This window comes from Rhodococcus sp. G6(2025) (genome assembly GCF_058628105.1).
Window position 1 is genome coordinate 306,745 of record NZ_CP179750.1, and the last position, 15,945, is coordinate 322,689.

Below are 15,945 nucleotides of genomic sequence, written 5' to 3' on the forward strand. Positions count from 1 at the left end.
CCCGTGCGCCTTTTTGGTTGTCCCAGTTACCAAAAAGGCGCACGGGCGCGAAGCGCCTAGAGCAGGCGAGCCCGCGCGTCGGCGTACTCGCGGGTGAGGCGTTCGACGATCTCCGCGGCCGGGACGACGGCGTCGACGGCGCCGATGCCCTGTCCGGCGCCCCAGATGTCGCGCCAGGGCTTGGCTTCCGACTTCGTGCTCTTGTCCGCGTCCTCGCCGACACCGAAGTTCATGGCGGACGGGTCCGACACGGCGAGGTTGTTCGGGTCGAGTCCGGCGGCCTCGATGCTGCCGCGCAGGTAGTTGCCGTGCACCCCGGTGAACAGGTTGGAGTAGACGATGTCGGATGCGGTGGAGTCGACGATCATCTGCTTGTAGCCCTGGTCTGCGTTGGCCTCTTCGGTGGCGATGAACGCGGAGCCGACGTAGGCGAGGTCGGCGCCGGCGGCCTGCGCGGCGAGGACCGAGCGGCCGTGGGCGATGGAGCCCGACAGCAGGACCGGCCCGTCGAACCATTCGCGGATCTCCTGGATCAACGCGAACGGCGACAGGGTGCCCGCGTGTCCGCCCGCGCCGGCCGCGACGGCGATGAGGCCGTCGGCGCCCTTCTCCACGGCCTTCTTCGCGAATTTGTTGTTGATGACGTCGTGGAGGACGATGCCGCCGTAGCTGTGGATGGCGTCGTTGACGTCGGCGCGGGCGCCGAGGGACGTGATGACGATCGGGACCTCGAACTCGACGATGGTCGCGAGGTCCTCGTCGAGGCGGTCGTTGCTCTTGTGGACGATCAGGTTGACCGCGTACGGCGCGGACGGTGTCTCCGGGTTGTTGGCGTCGTGTTTGGCGAGTTCTTCGGTGATGCGGGTGAGCCATTCACGCAGGACGGGCTGCGGGCGGGCGTTGAGCGAGGGGAACGATCCGACGATGCCCGACGTCGACTGGGCGATCACCAGGTCGGGACCCGAGACGATGAACATCGGCGACGCGACGACGGGCAGGCGAAGCCGGTCTTGCAGGATGGGGGGCAGGCTCATGAATTTCTCCTTGATGCAGTGGTTTACGACTGGGAGAGCTGGGCGGCCATCAGCGGGATGAGCGCCTGCAGGCCTTTCACGGGACGGACCATCACCTTGAACGACGTGATCTGATCGCGGTCGTTCCAGTGAATGAGGTCGATGCCGTTGACGTGGATGCCGTCGAGTTCGGTGGCGAATTCCAGGACCGCCGAACGGTCGCCGTACCACTCCTCGACGTAGTGGAAACCGGTGCCGTCGAAGACGGTCAGGGCGGCGCGGAGGTACGCCAGGACCTTCGCCCTTCCTTCCTGCGGAGTGAACACGGCGGGGGAGGAGAACACGGCGTCGTCCGCGATCAGGGCGTCGAGGGCAGTGAGGTCGCGACGGTCGACGACGTGGTGCCAGCGGTCGACGACGCCGGGGCGGGCAGGCAGTTCGGCGGTCATCCGCGGAACGCCGGGGTCGGGAGGTCTTCGCCGAACACGTCCGGCAGGTCGTCGCGCACGCTGTCGGGGAACACGGCCGGCCGCTTCTCGAGGAACGCGGAGATGCCTTCGCGCGCGTCCGGTCCGATGCCGCGGATATTGATCCCGCGTGTCTCGACGCGGTGCGCGATCATCGGGTGCTCGGCGCCCAGTGCCCGCCACATCATCTGGCGCGACAGCGCCACCGACACCGGGGCGGAGTGCTCGGTCAGACTCCGGGCCAGCGCATACGCCTCGTCGAGCAGGGATTCCCGCGGGTACAGCTTGTACACGAGGCCGGCGTCGAACGCTTCCGTGGCGGGGAACACCCGGCCGGAGTAGACCCAGTCGAGGGCCGTCTGCAGGGGGACGAGGCGGGGCAGGAACCAGGTCGAGCAGGATTCGGGCACGATGCCTCGGCGGTTGAAGACGAATCCGATGCGGGCGTCGTCGGCGGCGAGGCGGAAGTCGGCGGCGAGGGTCATCGTGATGCCCACTCCCACTGCCGGTCCGTTGATCGCGGCGATGATCGGCTTGCGGGATTCGAACATCCGGAGCACCACGCGACCGCCACCGTCGCGGCGGGCGTCGGCGCCCTCGTCCCCGTCCTCGTCCTGCCAGTGATCGAACGTGGCGGCACCGGCGGACAGGTCTGCGCCCGCACAGAACGCTCGTCCGGCTCCGGTGAGCACGATCGCCCGGACGGAATCGTCCGCATCGAGCTGGTCGTAGGCGGCGATCAGCTCGTTCTCCATGGTGGTGGTGAACGCGTTGAGCTGGTCGGGCCGGTTCAGGGTGATCGTCGCGATACCGTCCGCGACGGCGAGTCCGATGTGATCCACCGCCCCAGCATGACATTGTTACCGAACGATCGCTAGAGCGGGTTCTGTGACGGGACCCACTACCCTTGAGTGGTCGTGTGACGATCGGATCGGGGACGGAGACCGAGGGATGTGCGCTGCAAAAGTCGCCGCCGTGGCAACGGGTACCGGGCGGCAGGTGATCCTCGACTCCGCGGTGGCCAACATGAACGAACGCGGCTATCACGGCACGTCCATGCGCGACATCGCCCGCGGCGCCGACATCACCGTCGCCTCGATCTACCACCACTTCGCGTCGAAGCAGGAGATCCTGCAGGACATCATGGTGCGCGCACTCCACGACGCCATCGCGATGACCCGCGGGGCCCTGCTGCGCTCGGGTGGCGCCCCCGCCGACCAGTTGCAGGCGCTGACGCGGGCGTGGGTCATGTTCCACACCACCCGGCAGCTGGACGCGATGGTCGGCGCCACCGAGATACGCAGCCTCGACGACGCCGGCCGCCGGCTCGTCGTCGCCCTCCGCGACGAACAGGAGCACCTCTTCCGCGACGTCGTCGAGCGCGGTGTCGAGGAGGGCGACTTCGCGACCGAATTCCCGCGGGACGCCGTCCGCGGCATCATCAACATGGGTCAATCGGTGTGCACGTGGTGGCACGCCGACGGTCCGCTGAAGCCCGAGGAACTCGCCGAGCGCTACGCCGACCTCGCCCTGGCGATGGTGAAACCGACCGTCTGATCGCCGTGGCCGCGGCCCGGGCAGAATCGGGGTAGCGGGTGTCGCGGAAACGGAGCGTGAGATGAAGTTCGCCAGACGGCTCGACGCTCTCCAGCAGAAGTACCCGGCAATGGGCTTCCCGATCGCCGTCACGTACAAATTCCTCGACGATCAGGGCGTGTACCTTGCGGCGTTGATCGCCTACTACGGGTTCATCTCACTGTTTCCCCTCCTGCTTCTGCTCTCGACGGTGCTCGGGTTCGTGCTGGCGGGGCACCCCGAACTGCAGCAGGACATCATCGACTCGGCGCTGAGCCAGTTCCCGGTCATCGGCGCCGACCTGGCGGACCCGCACCGGATCGGCGGCGGGGTGACGGGCCTGGTGATCGGACTCGTCGGCGCCCTCTACGGCGGCCTCGGGGTGGCACTGGCCAGCCAGAACGCGATGAACACGGCGTGGTCGGTGCCCCGCAACATGCGGCCCGACCCGATCCGAGGCCGGTTGCGGGGTCTGCTGTTGCTCGGCACGATCGGTCTCGCCGTCCTCGGCACCGCCGCGGTGGCGGCGGTCGGCGCCGCGACGCACCTGTCCGGATCGTCCACCGTGCTTCTCATGCTCGCCGCGATCACGATCAACTCCGCGATCTTCACCCTCGCGTTCCGGCTCGCCACTGCCCGGCCGCTGTCCGTCGCCGACGTCGCGCCCGGCGCCGTCGCAGCAGCCGTGGTGTGGCAGGTACTCCAATCGTTCGGCGCGTATTACGTGAGCAAGGTGGTGAGCACGGCGTCCGTGACGAACGGGGTGTTCGCCGTCGTGCTGGGCTTGCTGGCGTTCCTCTTCCTCGCCGCCGCGGCGATCGTGGTGTGTGTGGAGATCAACGTCGTCCGCGTCGACCGGCTGCACCCGCGGGCGCTGCTCGGGCCCTTCACGGACAAGGCCGACCTCGTGGAGGGCGACAGGCGGACGTTCACCGACCAGGCGAAGGCACAACGCGCGGTACCGCACGAGGGCATCCACGTCACGTTCGACGAAGTTTCTGCGAAGATGGACAGGCCTGGACCGCCGTCGAAGGAGGAACCATGACCGACCCGATCTTCGACAAGTCGGAACAGTTGAAGCAGGTCCAGCAGGGCATCCTTCCCGGCGAGACGATCATCGCCGTGTACGACTGCATCGGCGCGGGCACCGGCTTCCTCGGGATCACGAACCTCCGCGTCGTCATCCAGGACAAGAGCTTCGTCGGCAAGCGCACCGCGATCACGTCCATCCCGTACAAGAACATCCGCTCGGTCTCGTTCCTCAGCAACAAGTCGTGGGCAGGCCAGTTCTTCTCCTCCAGCAGCATCGCCCTCGACGTCGCCGACACCACGTACGAGGCCGACTTCCGTGGCATGGACAAGGCCCACCACGTGCACACGGTGATCCTCGAACACATCACGTGACGTAGGTCGCTCTGCTACGGTGCGTCGCCCCAGGTCACGGCGACGCACCCACATGCCGCGCCGGTGAGTGGAATCACCCCCGCGTGAATTGTCAATTCGGTTGCAGCCTCGCCCATACTGGTACGAGCCGGTGTGCCACTATCTCGGCCCGGTTCATCCTCAGGCGAGTCCATTGGACGTGCTCGCCGATCCTACGATCAGCCCGACGGGAGTCTTGCTGCCATGACGCCGCCTGCAGTTCACCTCACCGAACCTGCGGTCACCGCTCGTCCGTCTCTGCGTCCGCGGATTCCGTCACCGAGTCGGCGGGGCGCGATGCTGGCGCTTGCCCTCGGCGGGTTCGGTATCGGCACAACGGAATTCGCGTCCATGGGCCTGCTGCCCGCGATGGCTGCGGGGACCGGGGTGTCGGAGCCGGTGGCCGGGCACTTCGTCTCCGCGTACGCGCTCGGCGTCGTCGTGGGGGCGCCCACGATCGCGGCGCTGGCCGCGCGCGTCGAGCGGCGCACGCTGCTCATCGCGTTGATGGCCACGTTCGTCGTCGGCAATCTCGCGACCGCCCTCGCCCCCGGTTACGAGTCGCTGCTGGCGGCCCGGTTCCTCGCCGGGCTGCCCCACGGCGCGTACTTCGGGGTCGCAGCGTTGGTCGCCGCGCACCTTGCGGAACCGGGCAAGCGCGCCAAGGCGGTCGCGACCGTGATGATGGGCCTGTCGGTAGCGAACGTGGTCGGGGTGCCTGCGACGGCGTTCTTCGGCCAGATCCTGGGCTGGCGGTCCGCGTTCGTGCTCGTGGTGATCATCGGAATCGTGACGCTGGTGGCGTTGGCACGCCTCGTCCCGCCGCTGGCCGGGGTGCACGTGAGCAACCCGGTGGCCGAACTCGGGGCGCTGAGCCGGGTGCAGGTGTGGATGACGCTGATCTTCGCGACAGTCGGGTTCGGCGGTTCGTTCGCGGTGTACACCTACATCAGTTCGACGCTCACCGACGTGTCCGGGTTGCCGCACGCGATGGTTCCGGTGGCGCTGATGCTGTTCGGTTCGGGGATGATCCTCGGCAACGTCGTGGGTGGCCGCATCGCCGACAACGCGGTGGTCCCCGGGCTGTTCGGGTGCATGATCGCCCTGATCTGCGTCCTCGCCCTGTTCATCGTCGCCGCACACAACCCGGTGACGGCGCTGATCGTGCTGTTCTTCATCGGGATGGCGGTGACGGCGATCTTCCCGGCCGTCCAGTCGCGGCTGATGGACGCGGCGGGTGACGCGAAGACCCTGGCGTCGACGCTGATCCACGGCGCGTTCAACCTCGCCAACGCGGGTGGCGCGTGGATCGGTGGCGTCGTGATCGCGGCCGGATACGGCTACACCGCCCCGGCCGCCGTCGGCGCCCTCCTCGGCGTCGCCGGACTGATCGTCCTCACCATCGCGGTCCTCCTCGACCGCCGGCGCCGGGACGAACCGGCCGCCGACGGCTGACGGTTCAGGCGTGAACTCCGGCGGCGTACCGATCTCGTAACGTGCCCTTGACGAGTTTCCCGGTGGGGGTGCGGGGGAGGTCGTCGCTGAAGACGACGTTCCGCGGGACCTTGAACCGGGCGAGCCGTCCCCGCACGTGGTCGAGGAGGTCACCGGCCAGCGCGTCGTCCCCGATCACACCCGGAACGGTCTGGACCACGGCCAGCACCGATTCACCCATCTCCTCGTCGGGGATCCCGATCACCGCGACGTCCAGGACGGCAGGGTGTTCGGTGAGGGTGTTCTCGATTTCCTGCGGATAGATGTTGACGCCGCCGGAGATGATCATGAACGACTTCCGGTCGGTGAGGAACAGAAACCCGTCCTCGTCGAGGTAGCCGACGTCGCCGGTGGTGGTCCACGTCGGGTGCTGTGGGTGCTGGGCGTCGCGGGTCTTGGCTGGGGCGTTGTGATACTCGAACGGCAGCGTGTCCCGCTCGAAGTAGAGGGTGCCGATCTCGCCCGGTGCGAGGTCGGCACCGTCGTCGCCGCAGATGTGGGCGACGCCGAGCGCGGCGCGGCCGACGGTTCCGGGCTTGCGGAGCCATTCGTCCGAATTCACGAGGGTCATTCCGTTGAGTTCGGTGGACGAGTAGTACTCCGACAGGATCGGACCCCACCACTCGATCATCTGCCGCTTCACCTCCACCGGGCACGGGGCCGCGGCGTGCACGGCGACGCGCAGGCTGGAGACGTCGTACTTCTGCCGGGTCTCGGCGGGCAGCTTCAGCATGCGGACGAACATCGTGGGTACCCACTGGCTGTAGGTGACGTGGTACTGCTCGATGTACGCGAGCGCCTGCTCGGCGTCGAAGCGGTCCATCACGACGACGGTGCCGCCGAGGGCCTGCACCGAGGCGCAGGTGCGGAGCGGTGCGGCGTGATACAGCGGGGCGGGTGAGAGGTAGACGGTGTCCGGTGTGACTCCCCATACCGTCGCGTTCATGCCGGTCATGGTGTCGCCGGGTTCCTGGATCTGACGCGCGGGCAGTTCCGGTTTGATGCCCTTCGGGCGACCGGTGGTGCCGGACGAATACAGCATGTCCGCCCCGCGGGGCTGGTCGGTGAGCGGGACGTCCGACTCCGCGGCGGCGGCCCGGTCGAGCGAGTCGTAGCCGGGAATGGTTCCCCCGAACGCGAGCCGGTGCTCGGTGGCCGGGGTGAGGGCGGGGAGGTCACGCGCAACCGCGTCCAGTGCGGCGTCGACGATCAACGCCTTGGCGCCGCAATCTTCGACGATGTAGGCGATCTCGGGTGGCGTGAGGTGCCAGTTCGCCATCGTGAGGTAGAGACCGGAACGCATGGCCGCCCAATAGATGTCGAAGATCGCGGGAGTGTTCGTGGCCAGCACCGCAACGTGATCTCCGCGGCGCAGTCCGAGGGCGTGCAGGTGGCGGGCGATCCGGATCGAGCGGGACTCGAGTTCGGCGAAGGTGACCGTCTGTCCGGTGCCCGCCATGATCACGGCCGGCTTGTCGGGGGTGGTGGCAGCATGAGCGCCGGGATACATGGTTGCTCCAATTCGTGAGGAATCTCGAGGGGGACACTGTCCGGACGTCAGCCGAGTTGCTCCTGCGCGACCTTGGACCGGCGGGCCACACCGGCCACCGAGATCAGTCCGATGACCGCAGCGACGATCACGAAAACGGCAGGGGAGAGGACGTTTCCGGTCTTCTCCACCAGCCAGACGGCGACGAAGGGGGCGGTGCCACCGGCGATGACGACGCCGAGGTTCCAGCCCATGGCGACCCCGGTGAAGCGGACGTCCTTGTCGAACAGCAGCGGCATCAGCGTGTACGCGCCGACCTGGGTTCCCACGGTGTTGACCATGATCAGTAGGTAGGCGATCGCGGCGATCCACAGGCTGTGGTGCATGACGGCCATGGCGGGGAAGGTGATGATCGCGAATCCGGCGAGGCTGATCACGGTGAACCGCAACCGTCCGATGCGGTCGGCGAGCATGCCCCCGAGCGGCATCGCGAGCGCGACGACACCGATGACGGCGGTCGCGATCCAGTAGACCGGGGTGCGTTCGTAGCCGAGGCTCTTCATGAGATGGATGCTCATGTAGGTGAGGCCGATGTACGCGGTTCCGTTGCACGCCAGGCTGATCCCGACCGACTGCAGGAGGGCGAGCGGCTGCCGCCGGAAGACGGCGACGACGGGCGCCTGGACCGGTCCGGAATCGGCGTCCTCACCGTGGGTCTCCTCGACCCGGGTGCGGGCCCACAGGCAGAGCAGCGTCAGCGGCAACGCGAGCAGGAACGGGACCCGCCATCCCCAGCTCTCGAGTTGCGCGTCGGTCGTCAACGCCGACACCGTGCCTGCGACCGCTGCGGCCATCGCGAACCCCATCGTGGATCCGAGCGGGGTGAACGCCCCGTAGGTGGCCTCGAGATGCCGCGGCGCGGATTCGGAGATGAACGTGGCCGAGCCGCCGACCTCGCCGCCTGCCGAGAATCCCTGGACCATCCGCACGACGACGAGCAGCACGGTGGCCCAGATCCCCGCTTGCGCGTGGGTGGGCAGGAATCCCATGGCCATGCTGCCGAGGCCCATGCAGACGAGCGTCGCGAGGAGGGCCTTCTTCCTTCCGAGTCGGTCGCCGATGTGCCCGAACACGATGCCACCGAGTGGGCGCATGAGGTAGGCGGTGCCGAACACGGCGAGTGCGGACAGCAGCGCGATGGCCGGGTCGCTGCTGGGGAAGAAGAGCGGGGCCATCACGATCGCGAGGTAGCCGTACAGGCTGAAGTCGTAGTACTCGATCAGGGTGCCCACGCCACCCGCGATCGCGGCGCGGCGCGCTCGGATGCGGTCTTCGGTCCGCCATGCGGTGGTGGCAGCAGACCCGGTCAACTGGTCCGTCATTGGTGTCCTGACCTTTCGGAGGCGGATGAGACGTGCATCACTTCTCGTGGATCATGCCAAGCGAACGATCGATTGGCAAGGTGTTCGGGCGTCGGGCCTTTTTCGGCAGTTCTGGATCTTTAGTCGCTGTATAAGGAGCTATTGACTTCCGACGTTCACTCGGTTGATGATGAGAACTGGCCGAACGAGCGTTTGGCTGAAGATCGAAGTACTCGAAAGGACGCAGCGGATGACGACGTCCCACGCCGAAGCGGACACCCACGAGGACCGGGAGGATTCGGCCGGCGTCGACCTCACCGCTCTCGCCCACTACCTCGACGACGCACTCGAGGGCGGGGTGCGCGGCGACCTCGCCGTCTCGCTCATCAGCGGTGGCCGATCGAACCCCACCTACCGCGTCGCCGACGCCGACCGGACGTGGGTTCTGCGGCGGCCACCGTACGGGCACGTCCTGCCCAGCGCTCACGACATGAAGCGCGAGTTCACCGTGATCAGGGGACTGGCGGGAACCGCCGTCCCGGTGCCCGACGCGGTGCTGCTGTGCGAGGACAAGGACGTGCTCGGAGCCGCGTTCTACCTCATGGAACTGGTGGACGGAACACCCGTCGGAACGGTCGAGCAGGCGTCGGCACTCACCCCGGACGACCGTCGCCGGCTCGGACTCGACCTCGCCGACACCCTGGCCGCACTGCACGGCGTCGACCCCGCCGCGGTCGGGCTCGGCTCGTTCGGCCGCCCCGGCGGATACCTCGAACGTCAGCTCGACCGTTGGTCCCGGCAGTGGGAGGCCTCGCGCACCACCGATCGGCCCGAGGTGTCCGTGCTGCTCGACAAGCTGCGCCGGGCGCTGCCCACCTCGCACTTCCCGGGCATCGTCCACGGCGACGTCAAACTCGACAACGTGCTCGCGTCCCGCGACGACGCCGGGAAGATCGTCGCCGTTCTGGACTGGGAAATGGCCACGCTCGGCGACACGCTCGCCGACGTCGGGATCATGCTGAGCTTCTGGGACCAACCCGGCGCCGTCGACAACCCGGTGACCAAGGGTCTCGCCCGACTCGACGGATTCCCCACCCGTACCGAACTTCTCGACCGATACGCCACGCGGCGCGGCATCGAGATCCCCGACATCGACTGGTACACGGTGTTCGCCGACGTCAAGATCGCCGTCATCCTCGAGGGCATCAATGCCCGGCACGCACAGGGCGACACCGTTGGTGGGGGTTTCGACGACGTCGGCGACATGGTCGGCCCGCTGTTGCAGCGTGCACTCGACCTCGCCGCCATGTCGCCCGTGTCCGAACTCCGCCGCTGACTGAGTCACCACCGAAGAGATTGGAGCCACGGAAGTGGATTTCGACTACAGCCCGAAAGTGCTGGAACTGCAAGCGAAGCTGACGAAGTTCATGCAGGAGCGGGTACTACCTGCCGAGACGATCGCCGAAGAGCAACTGGCGTCGAAGCCGGACCACTGGGGTGCGCCGCCGATCGTGGCCGACCTGAAGGCGGTCGCGAAGCGCGAGGGCCTGTGGAATCTCTTCCTGCCCGCGCGCGAGGGTGCGGGCCTGACGAACCTCGAGTACGCGCCCCTGGCGGAACTCACCGGCTGGAGCCCGCTGATCGCGCCCGAGGCGTTCAACTGCAACCCGCCCGACACCGGCAACATGGAGCTGCTGCACCTGTACGGAACCGACGAGCAGAAGCGGGAATGGCTCGAACCCCTGCTCGCGGGCGAGTTCCGGTCGTGCTTCTCGATGACCGAACCCGACGTCGCGAGCTCGGACGCCAACAACGTCCGGCTCGAGATCGCCGAGGACGGCGACGACTGGGTGCTGACCGGCCGCAAGTGGTGGTCCACCGCGGCCCTGCGCGACGACTGCCGGGTGGCGATGGTCATGGGCGTCACCGACCCAGGTGCCCCGGTCGGCAGCCGGCACAGCATCGTCCTCGTTCCCATGGACACCCCCGGTCTGACCATCGTCCGGTCCACCACGGTGCTCGGCTTCACCGACCGCCACGAGGGCGGGCACGGCGAGATCGTCTTCGACAAGGTCCGCGTCCCCAAGGCGAACCTGCTCGGACCGCGCGGCAAGGGCTTCGCGGTCGCGCAGGCCCGCCTCGGTCCGGGGCGCATCCACCACTGCATGCGGTTGATCGGCATGGCCGAGCGGGCGATTGCGCTGATGACCGAACGCGCCCGCACCCGAGTGGCGTTCGGCAGGCCCCTCGCCGACGAAGGGGTCGTGCAGGCGACCGTCGCGGACGCGCGGATCCACCTCGACGCCGCCCGGCTGCTGGTGCTGCGGGCCGCCTGGCGGATGGACGCCGAGGGCACGAAGGCGGCCCGTCACGACATCGCCGCCGCCAAGGTGATGGTCCCGCTGACGGTCAAGCGGATCGTCGACGACGCGATGCAGATCTTCGGCGGCGCCGGCCTGTCGCAGGACACGATCCTGCCGGTGCTCTACGCGCAGGCCCGGTTCCTGCAGATCGCCGACGGTCCCGACCAGGTGCACCGCCGCTCCCTCGCCCGCGCCGAGTTCGCCGCCACCCCGGTACTGACAGAAGTCCGCGGGTGAACGAGGCCACCACGCACGCCCGGCAGCAGAGCATCGGCGACATTCCGCGGCGGTCCGCGGCGCGTTCCCCGGACAAGCTCGCGGTCGTGCACCGCGACGTCCGGCTCACGTTCGCCGAATTCGACACCCTGATCGACAGGGTCGCGGCGGCCCTGCACTCCGAGGGGTTGACGCGGGGCGACCGGCTCGCGTTGTTGTCGCATAACTGCTGGCAGTACCCGGTGCTGAACTTCGCGACCGCCCGGCTCGGTGTGGTTCTCGTGCCGGTCAATTTCATGCTGACCGGCGGGGAGATCGCATACATCCTCGACGACTGCGCAGCCCACGCGTTCGTCGTCGAGGACGCCCTGGTGCCCGTTGCCGAGAAGGCGCTCGCGGAATCGACGGGAAGCGTCCGGGTGCGGGCCACGATTCCGCTCGGCGATACGGCCACACCAGATGGGTGGCGTTCGGTGACGGACTGGGCCGAGGGCGAATTCGGTTCGCCGCCCGAGGTGTTCGTGGCGGACGACGACGTGGTCCGCATCATGTACACGTCCGGTACCGAATCACGGCCCAAGGGTGCGATGCTCACCAGCCGGTCGCTGATGTGGCAGTACATCAGCTGCATCGTCACCGGCGGCATGAGCAGCGACGACGTGGAGGTGCACGCGCTGCCGCTGTACCACTGCGCTCAGCTCGACAACTTCCTCAGCACCGACGTCTATCTCGGCGCGACGAGCATCATCGTCGACGGGCCCGACCCGCAGGTGCTGCTCCGCACCATCGAGGCCGAGCAGGTGACCAACCTGTTCTGCCCTCCGACGGTGTGGATCTCGCTGCTGCAGTCACCCGAGTTCGAGAGCGCCGACCTGCGTTCGCTGCGCAAGGGCTACTACGGCGCATCACCGCTGCCGGTGGAGATCCTGCGCGAAATGAACCGCCGGTTGCCGGGTATCCGGCTGTGGAACTTCTACGGGCAGACGGAAATGGCGTCACTCGCGACGGCGCTCGGGCCGGAAGATCAAGAGACGCGGGGTGGTTCGGCGGGCAAACCCGCTCTCAACGTGGAGACACGCATCGTCGACGACCGGGACCTTCCGCTTCCGGCGGGTGCGGTCGGCGAGATCGTGCACCGCAGCCCGCACGCCACCGTCGGCTATCTCGGACAACCCGAGAAGACCGCGGAAGCATTCGCGGGCGGGTGGTTCCACTCCGGCGACCTCGGCTACCTCGACGAGGACGGATACCTGTGGGTGGTCGACCGCAAGAAGGACATGATCAAGTCCGGCGGGGAGAACGTCGCGACCCGGGAGGTCGAGGAGACGCTCTACGAACTCGACGGCGTCGGTGAGGCCGCCGTGTTCGCGGTGCCGCACCCACGGTGGATCGAAGCGGTCGCCGCAGTCGTGGTCCCCGCCGCCGGCGTCGAACTCGACGAGAAGGACGTCGTGGAGCACTGCCGCGGACGACTCGCCGGATACAAGGTGCCCAAGTACGTGATCGTCGCCGACTCCCTCCCGAAGAACCCGAGCGGCAAGATCCTCAAACGCGTTCTCCGAGACACATTCGGTTCCATTGCCCAAGACTGAGCAGGAGACCACCATGCCCACCGATTCGAACACACAACGCGCGAGCAAGCCCCGGGCCGCGCGCGCCTCGTTCGCGGCCGCCATCTCGACCTCACTCGAGTGGTACGACTTCTTCATCTACGCGACCGCCGCCGCACTCGTCTTCAACGCCACATTCTTCGCGACCGACAGTCAGGTCGTCGCCGCCCTCAACTCGTTCGCCACAGTGGCGGTCGGTTTCGTCGCCCGGCCGATCGGCGGCGTCCTCGCCGGGCACTTCGGCGACAAGGTGGGGCGCAAACCGGTACTCGTCGCGGCCATCGTGATGATGGCCGTCGCGACGTCGCTGATCGGCCTCGTACCAAACACCCAACTCGTGTGGCTCGCACCCACGATTCTCGTGACGCTGCGGATCTGCCAGGGCCTCGCCGTCGGAGCGCAATGGGGCGGTGCCGTCCTCCTCGCCACCGAGAACGCCCCCGCCGGACGTCGCGGGTTCTACGGCAGCTTCGCGCAACTCGGCGTGCCCATCGGCGTCGTGCTCGGAAACGTCGTGTTCCTGGTCATCACAGCAATATTCGACTCCGAGTCGTTCCTCGCGTGGGCGTGGCGCATCCCGTTCTGGATCAGCCTCGTGATGCTGCCGGTCGCCTTCGTCATCCACCGCTACCTGGAGGAGACACCCGAGTTCCAGGAACTGTCGAAGAAGCTCGCCGAGGCCCCGGTCGCGCGGAAGTCGCCGATCCTGCAGGTGCTGCGCAACAATCCCGGCACCGTACTCACCGCGGCCGGCGCGAACGCCATCGGCGTCATCTTCTTCTACACGATGATCACGGGGTCCGTGCAGTTCGCCACCACATACCTCGGGATCGAACGCTCGACCGTGCTCGGCTTCATCCTCGCCGCCTGCGTTCTGATGATTCCGCTGGTACCGCTGGCCGGATACCTCTCCGACATCTACGGCCGGAAGCTGATCTTCGGAATCGGCACCGCCGGGATGCTGCTGTGGGGAATCCCCATGTGGCTCATGATCGGACACTCGAGCCAGGGCACGCTGTGGCCGTTCGCGCTCGCCGTCTTCGGCGCCGTGATCGTCATGTCGTTCCAGACCGGAACGCAGGGAACGCTGTTCGCGGAACTGTTCCCGCCCGAGATCCGATTCTCCGGTGCCTCCCTCGGCTACCAGATCTCCGCCATCATCGGTGGCTTCTCACCGATGGTCATGGTGCTGCTCATCAACGGCGACGCGTCCAACGCGTGGCGCGTCGGCGCCTTCCTCGCCGGCGCCGGAGCGATCGGGCTGCTCTGCCTCGTCGCGATCGTCCGGAAATACTCGACGCCCGACATCCAGCAGGCGCCTGCCCGCCGGTCCACCGTGGCGGTGTGAGGTGACGTGAGTGGAAAAGTGTGCTGGCGCACGCTTTGCCACTCACCTGGGGGTCAGCGGGACAGTCGGCGTTGCCTCGCGTTGGCGGCGCCGACGAGCGCGCGCAGTGCCTGCGGTGCCCGCTTCGCGGTGCGCATGATGGCCTGGTCGATGACGCTGAGCCGTGGTGCGCGCCGCGGCACCATCCGGGGTGTGTCCGCGTCGGAGAGCGCGTAGAGGATCCATCGACCCGGGACACCCTTGAGTTCGTGTTCACCGACTTCGGTGAACCGGAGACCCGACCCCACCACGAGGTCGCGCACGGTACGTGACACCAGCACTTCCCCGGCGCGGGCCGTCGCTCCGATGCGCGCTCCGATGTGGACGGTCATCCCGCTGACGTCGGGCCCGTTCCGCTCCACCTGCCCGGTGTGTACGCCGGTCCGCACGTCGAGGCCGAGGGCGCACGCGTCGTCGACGACGCTCCGCGCACACCGGATCGCCGAGGTGGGGCCGTCGAAGATGCTGAACGTGCCGTCGCCCGCGACGTTGAGGAGGCGTCCGCCCGCCCTCTCCACCCCGTCGCGCACCTGCCGTTCGTGGGCGGCGCGGAGTTCCCGGTAGGCGCCATCGCCGATCCTGGCGAGCATCTCCGTCGACCCGACGACGTCGGTGAACAACACGGACGCAACGAACTGCCCGGCGTCCGGTGTCGGGTGACCACCGGTGGCGAGTTGCTCGACGTCGTCGATGATCGGCTTCCACGCCTCCCCGAGCGACGCGCCGGTCGGCGCGGGCGGCAGCAGATGGAAAGTGCTCTGCGGGATGTGATCGGCGACGTACCGCGCGGCGGCCGCGGGAACGGGACTGCCCGAGACGATCACGATCCGGGCCGGGCACTGGATCGCCGGCAGTATGTCGGAGTAGTCGAGGCGGAAGATCCACTCCATGTGGGCGCGCGCGACGGCCGGTGTCGCCGAACTTCGCTCGAGCATCGACATCAGCCGTCGGTTGAACGGGGAATCCTCGCCGGGATCCCACAACGGGACGGTCGCGCCCGACCCCCACACCTCCGTGGCCGCCCGCCATCCCTCGACGAAGTGGTCCCGTTCGGCGGTCGACCATCCCTCCGGATCGTGGTCACCGCCGATCAGGCGTTCGGCGAACGGCTGGATCAGCAGCACTCCGGTGACTCGTTCCGGTGACCGCGCCGCCACGAGCGCGACGGCGCCGCTCGCGCTGGCCACGCCCACCAGCAGTGCCTCGCGCATCCCGATCTCGTCCATGACCGCGACGATGTCGTCGGCCTGCTCCTCGAGCGTCGGCAGGTGGTCGACCGGGTCGGACAGGCCCAGCCCCCGCTGCTGGAAGTAAGCGGTGCGGGCGAACGTGCTGCCCCGTTCCATCAGGTAGTGGATCTGCGGGTCTGTCCACATCAGGTCGAGGTGCATGTTGATCTCGAAGAGCCACACCACGTCCAGCGAACCGCCGCCCACCACCTGATACGCCAGCGCGTGCCCGTCCCGCTGGATGTACTGGACGACCGGTGGGTCCATTTCCCCAGCGTAAACGCATGTGAGTGGCAAAGTGTGCGTCCGCACACATTGC

14 protein-coding genes are annotated in these 15,945 nt (G+C 67.9%); 8 read left to right on the forward strand and 6 right to left on the reverse strand.

Annotation, left to right across the window (positions count from 1 at the left end; genetic code table 11):
- Window positions 1–56 precede the first annotated feature (56 nt).
- Genes ACLIVD_RS01565 through ACLIVD_RS01575 form a run of 3 tightly spaced genes read right to left on the reverse strand, consistent with a single transcriptional unit; the run spans window position 57 to window position 2,322 of the window.
- The gene (locus tag ACLIVD_RS01565) at window positions 57–1,034 is read right to left on the reverse strand and encodes an NAD(P)H-dependent flavin oxidoreductase (protein WP_491931821.1); all 978 of its coding nucleotides are present in this window, start codon (window positions 1,032–1,034) and stop codon (window positions 57–59) included.
- 23 nt (window positions 1,035–1,057) lie between these two features.
- Window positions 1,058–1,462 (reverse strand): nuclear transport factor 2 family protein, encoded by a 405-nt coding sequence (locus tag ACLIVD_RS01570; RefSeq protein ID WP_491931822.1) that lies wholly within the window; start codon window positions 1,460–1,462, stop codon window positions 1,058–1,060.
- Entirely contained in the window at window positions 1,459–2,322 is an 864-nt protein-coding gene (locus ACLIVD_RS01575; RefSeq protein ID WP_280781954.1) for a crotonase/enoyl-CoA hydratase family protein, read from the reverse strand. The genes ACLIVD_RS01570 and ACLIVD_RS01575 overlap by 4 nt, the downstream gene beginning before the upstream one ends.
- Before the next feature lie 109 nt (window positions 2,323–2,431).
- On the opposite strand from ACLIVD_RS01575, the gene ACLIVD_RS01580 reads away from it, so the two are divergent.
- The 4 genes from ACLIVD_RS01580 to ACLIVD_RS01595 all read left to right on the forward strand — a co-directional run bounded on the left by ACLIVD_RS01580 (window position 2,432) and on the right by ACLIVD_RS01595 (window position 5,932).
- On the forward strand, window positions 2,432–3,037 hold the full coding sequence (locus tag ACLIVD_RS01580) for a TetR/AcrR family transcriptional regulator (RefSeq protein WP_491931823.1): 606 nt from the start codon (window positions 2,432–2,434) through the stop codon (window positions 3,035–3,037).
- Window positions 3,038–3,098: 61 nt separating this feature from the next.
- Entirely contained in the window at window positions 3,099–4,100 is a 1,002-nt protein-coding gene (locus ACLIVD_RS01585; protein WP_491931824.1) for a YihY/virulence factor BrkB family protein, read from the forward strand.
- The gene (locus ACLIVD_RS01590; RefSeq protein ID WP_054248435.1) at window positions 4,097–4,459 is read left to right on the forward strand and encodes a PH domain-containing protein; all 363 of its coding nucleotides are present in this window, start codon (window positions 4,097–4,099) and stop codon (window positions 4,457–4,459) included. Before ACLIVD_RS01585 ends, ACLIVD_RS01590 begins: the two co-directional genes overlap by 4 nt.
- A 222-nt stretch (window positions 4,460–4,681) precedes the next feature.
- Window positions 4,682–5,932, forward strand: coding sequence for an MFS transporter (locus tag ACLIVD_RS01595; protein WP_283332572.1), 1,251 nt, complete (start codon window positions 4,682–4,684; stop codon window positions 5,930–5,932).
- A 4-nt stretch (window positions 5,933–5,936) separates the two neighbouring features.
- Here the strand turns inward: ACLIVD_RS01595 and ACLIVD_RS01600 are convergent, their stop codons facing one another.
- Together ACLIVD_RS01600 and ACLIVD_RS01605 are read right to left on the reverse strand one after the other, a co-directional pair.
- On the reverse strand, window positions 5,937–7,481 hold the full coding sequence (locus ACLIVD_RS01600; protein WP_491931825.1) for an acyl-CoA synthetase: 1,545 nt from the start codon (window positions 7,479–7,481) through the stop codon (window positions 5,937–5,939).
- A 47-nt stretch (window positions 7,482–7,528) separates the two neighbouring features.
- Window positions 7,529–8,842, reverse strand: coding sequence for an MFS transporter (locus tag ACLIVD_RS01605; RefSeq protein WP_283353881.1), 1,314 nt, complete (start codon window positions 8,840–8,842; stop codon window positions 7,529–7,531).
- A gap of 229 nt (window positions 8,843–9,071) precedes the next feature.
- Here ACLIVD_RS01605 and ACLIVD_RS01610 point away from each other — a divergent pair, with 229 nt between their 5' ends.
- From ACLIVD_RS01610 to ACLIVD_RS01625, 4 genes are read left to right on the forward strand one after another with little or no spacing between them, the layout of a single operon-like run.
- Window positions 9,072–10,157, forward strand: a complete 1,086-nt coding sequence (locus tag ACLIVD_RS01610) for a phosphotransferase family protein (protein WP_247251937.1) — start codon at window positions 9,072–9,074, stop codon at window positions 10,155–10,157.
- 34 nt (window positions 10,158–10,191) lie between these two features.
- Window positions 10,192–11,421, forward strand: a complete 1,230-nt coding sequence (locus tag ACLIVD_RS01615) for an acyl-CoA dehydrogenase family protein (RefSeq protein WP_491931826.1) — start codon at window positions 10,192–10,194, stop codon at window positions 11,419–11,421.
- Window positions 11,418–12,992 carry an acyl-CoA synthetase gene (locus tag ACLIVD_RS01620; protein WP_491931827.1) on the forward strand — a complete coding sequence of 525 codons (1,575 nt, stop codon included), beginning with the start codon at window positions 11,418–11,420 and terminating at the stop codon, window positions 12,990–12,992. The genes ACLIVD_RS01615 and ACLIVD_RS01620 overlap by 4 nt, the downstream gene beginning before the upstream one ends.
- A 13-nt stretch (window positions 12,993–13,005) precedes the next feature.
- A complete protein-coding gene (locus tag ACLIVD_RS01625) occupies window positions 13,006–14,358 on the forward strand; it encodes an MFS transporter (protein WP_491931828.1) in 1,353 nt (450 codons plus the stop codon).
- A gap of 53 nt (window positions 14,359–14,411) precedes the next feature.
- Here the strand turns inward: ACLIVD_RS01625 and ACLIVD_RS01630 are convergent, their stop codons facing one another.
- A complete protein-coding gene (locus ACLIVD_RS01630; RefSeq protein WP_491931829.1) occupies window positions 14,412–15,893 on the reverse strand; it encodes an adenylate/guanylate cyclase domain-containing protein in 1,482 nt (493 codons plus the stop codon).
- Window positions 15,894–15,945: the final 52 nt, after the last annotated feature.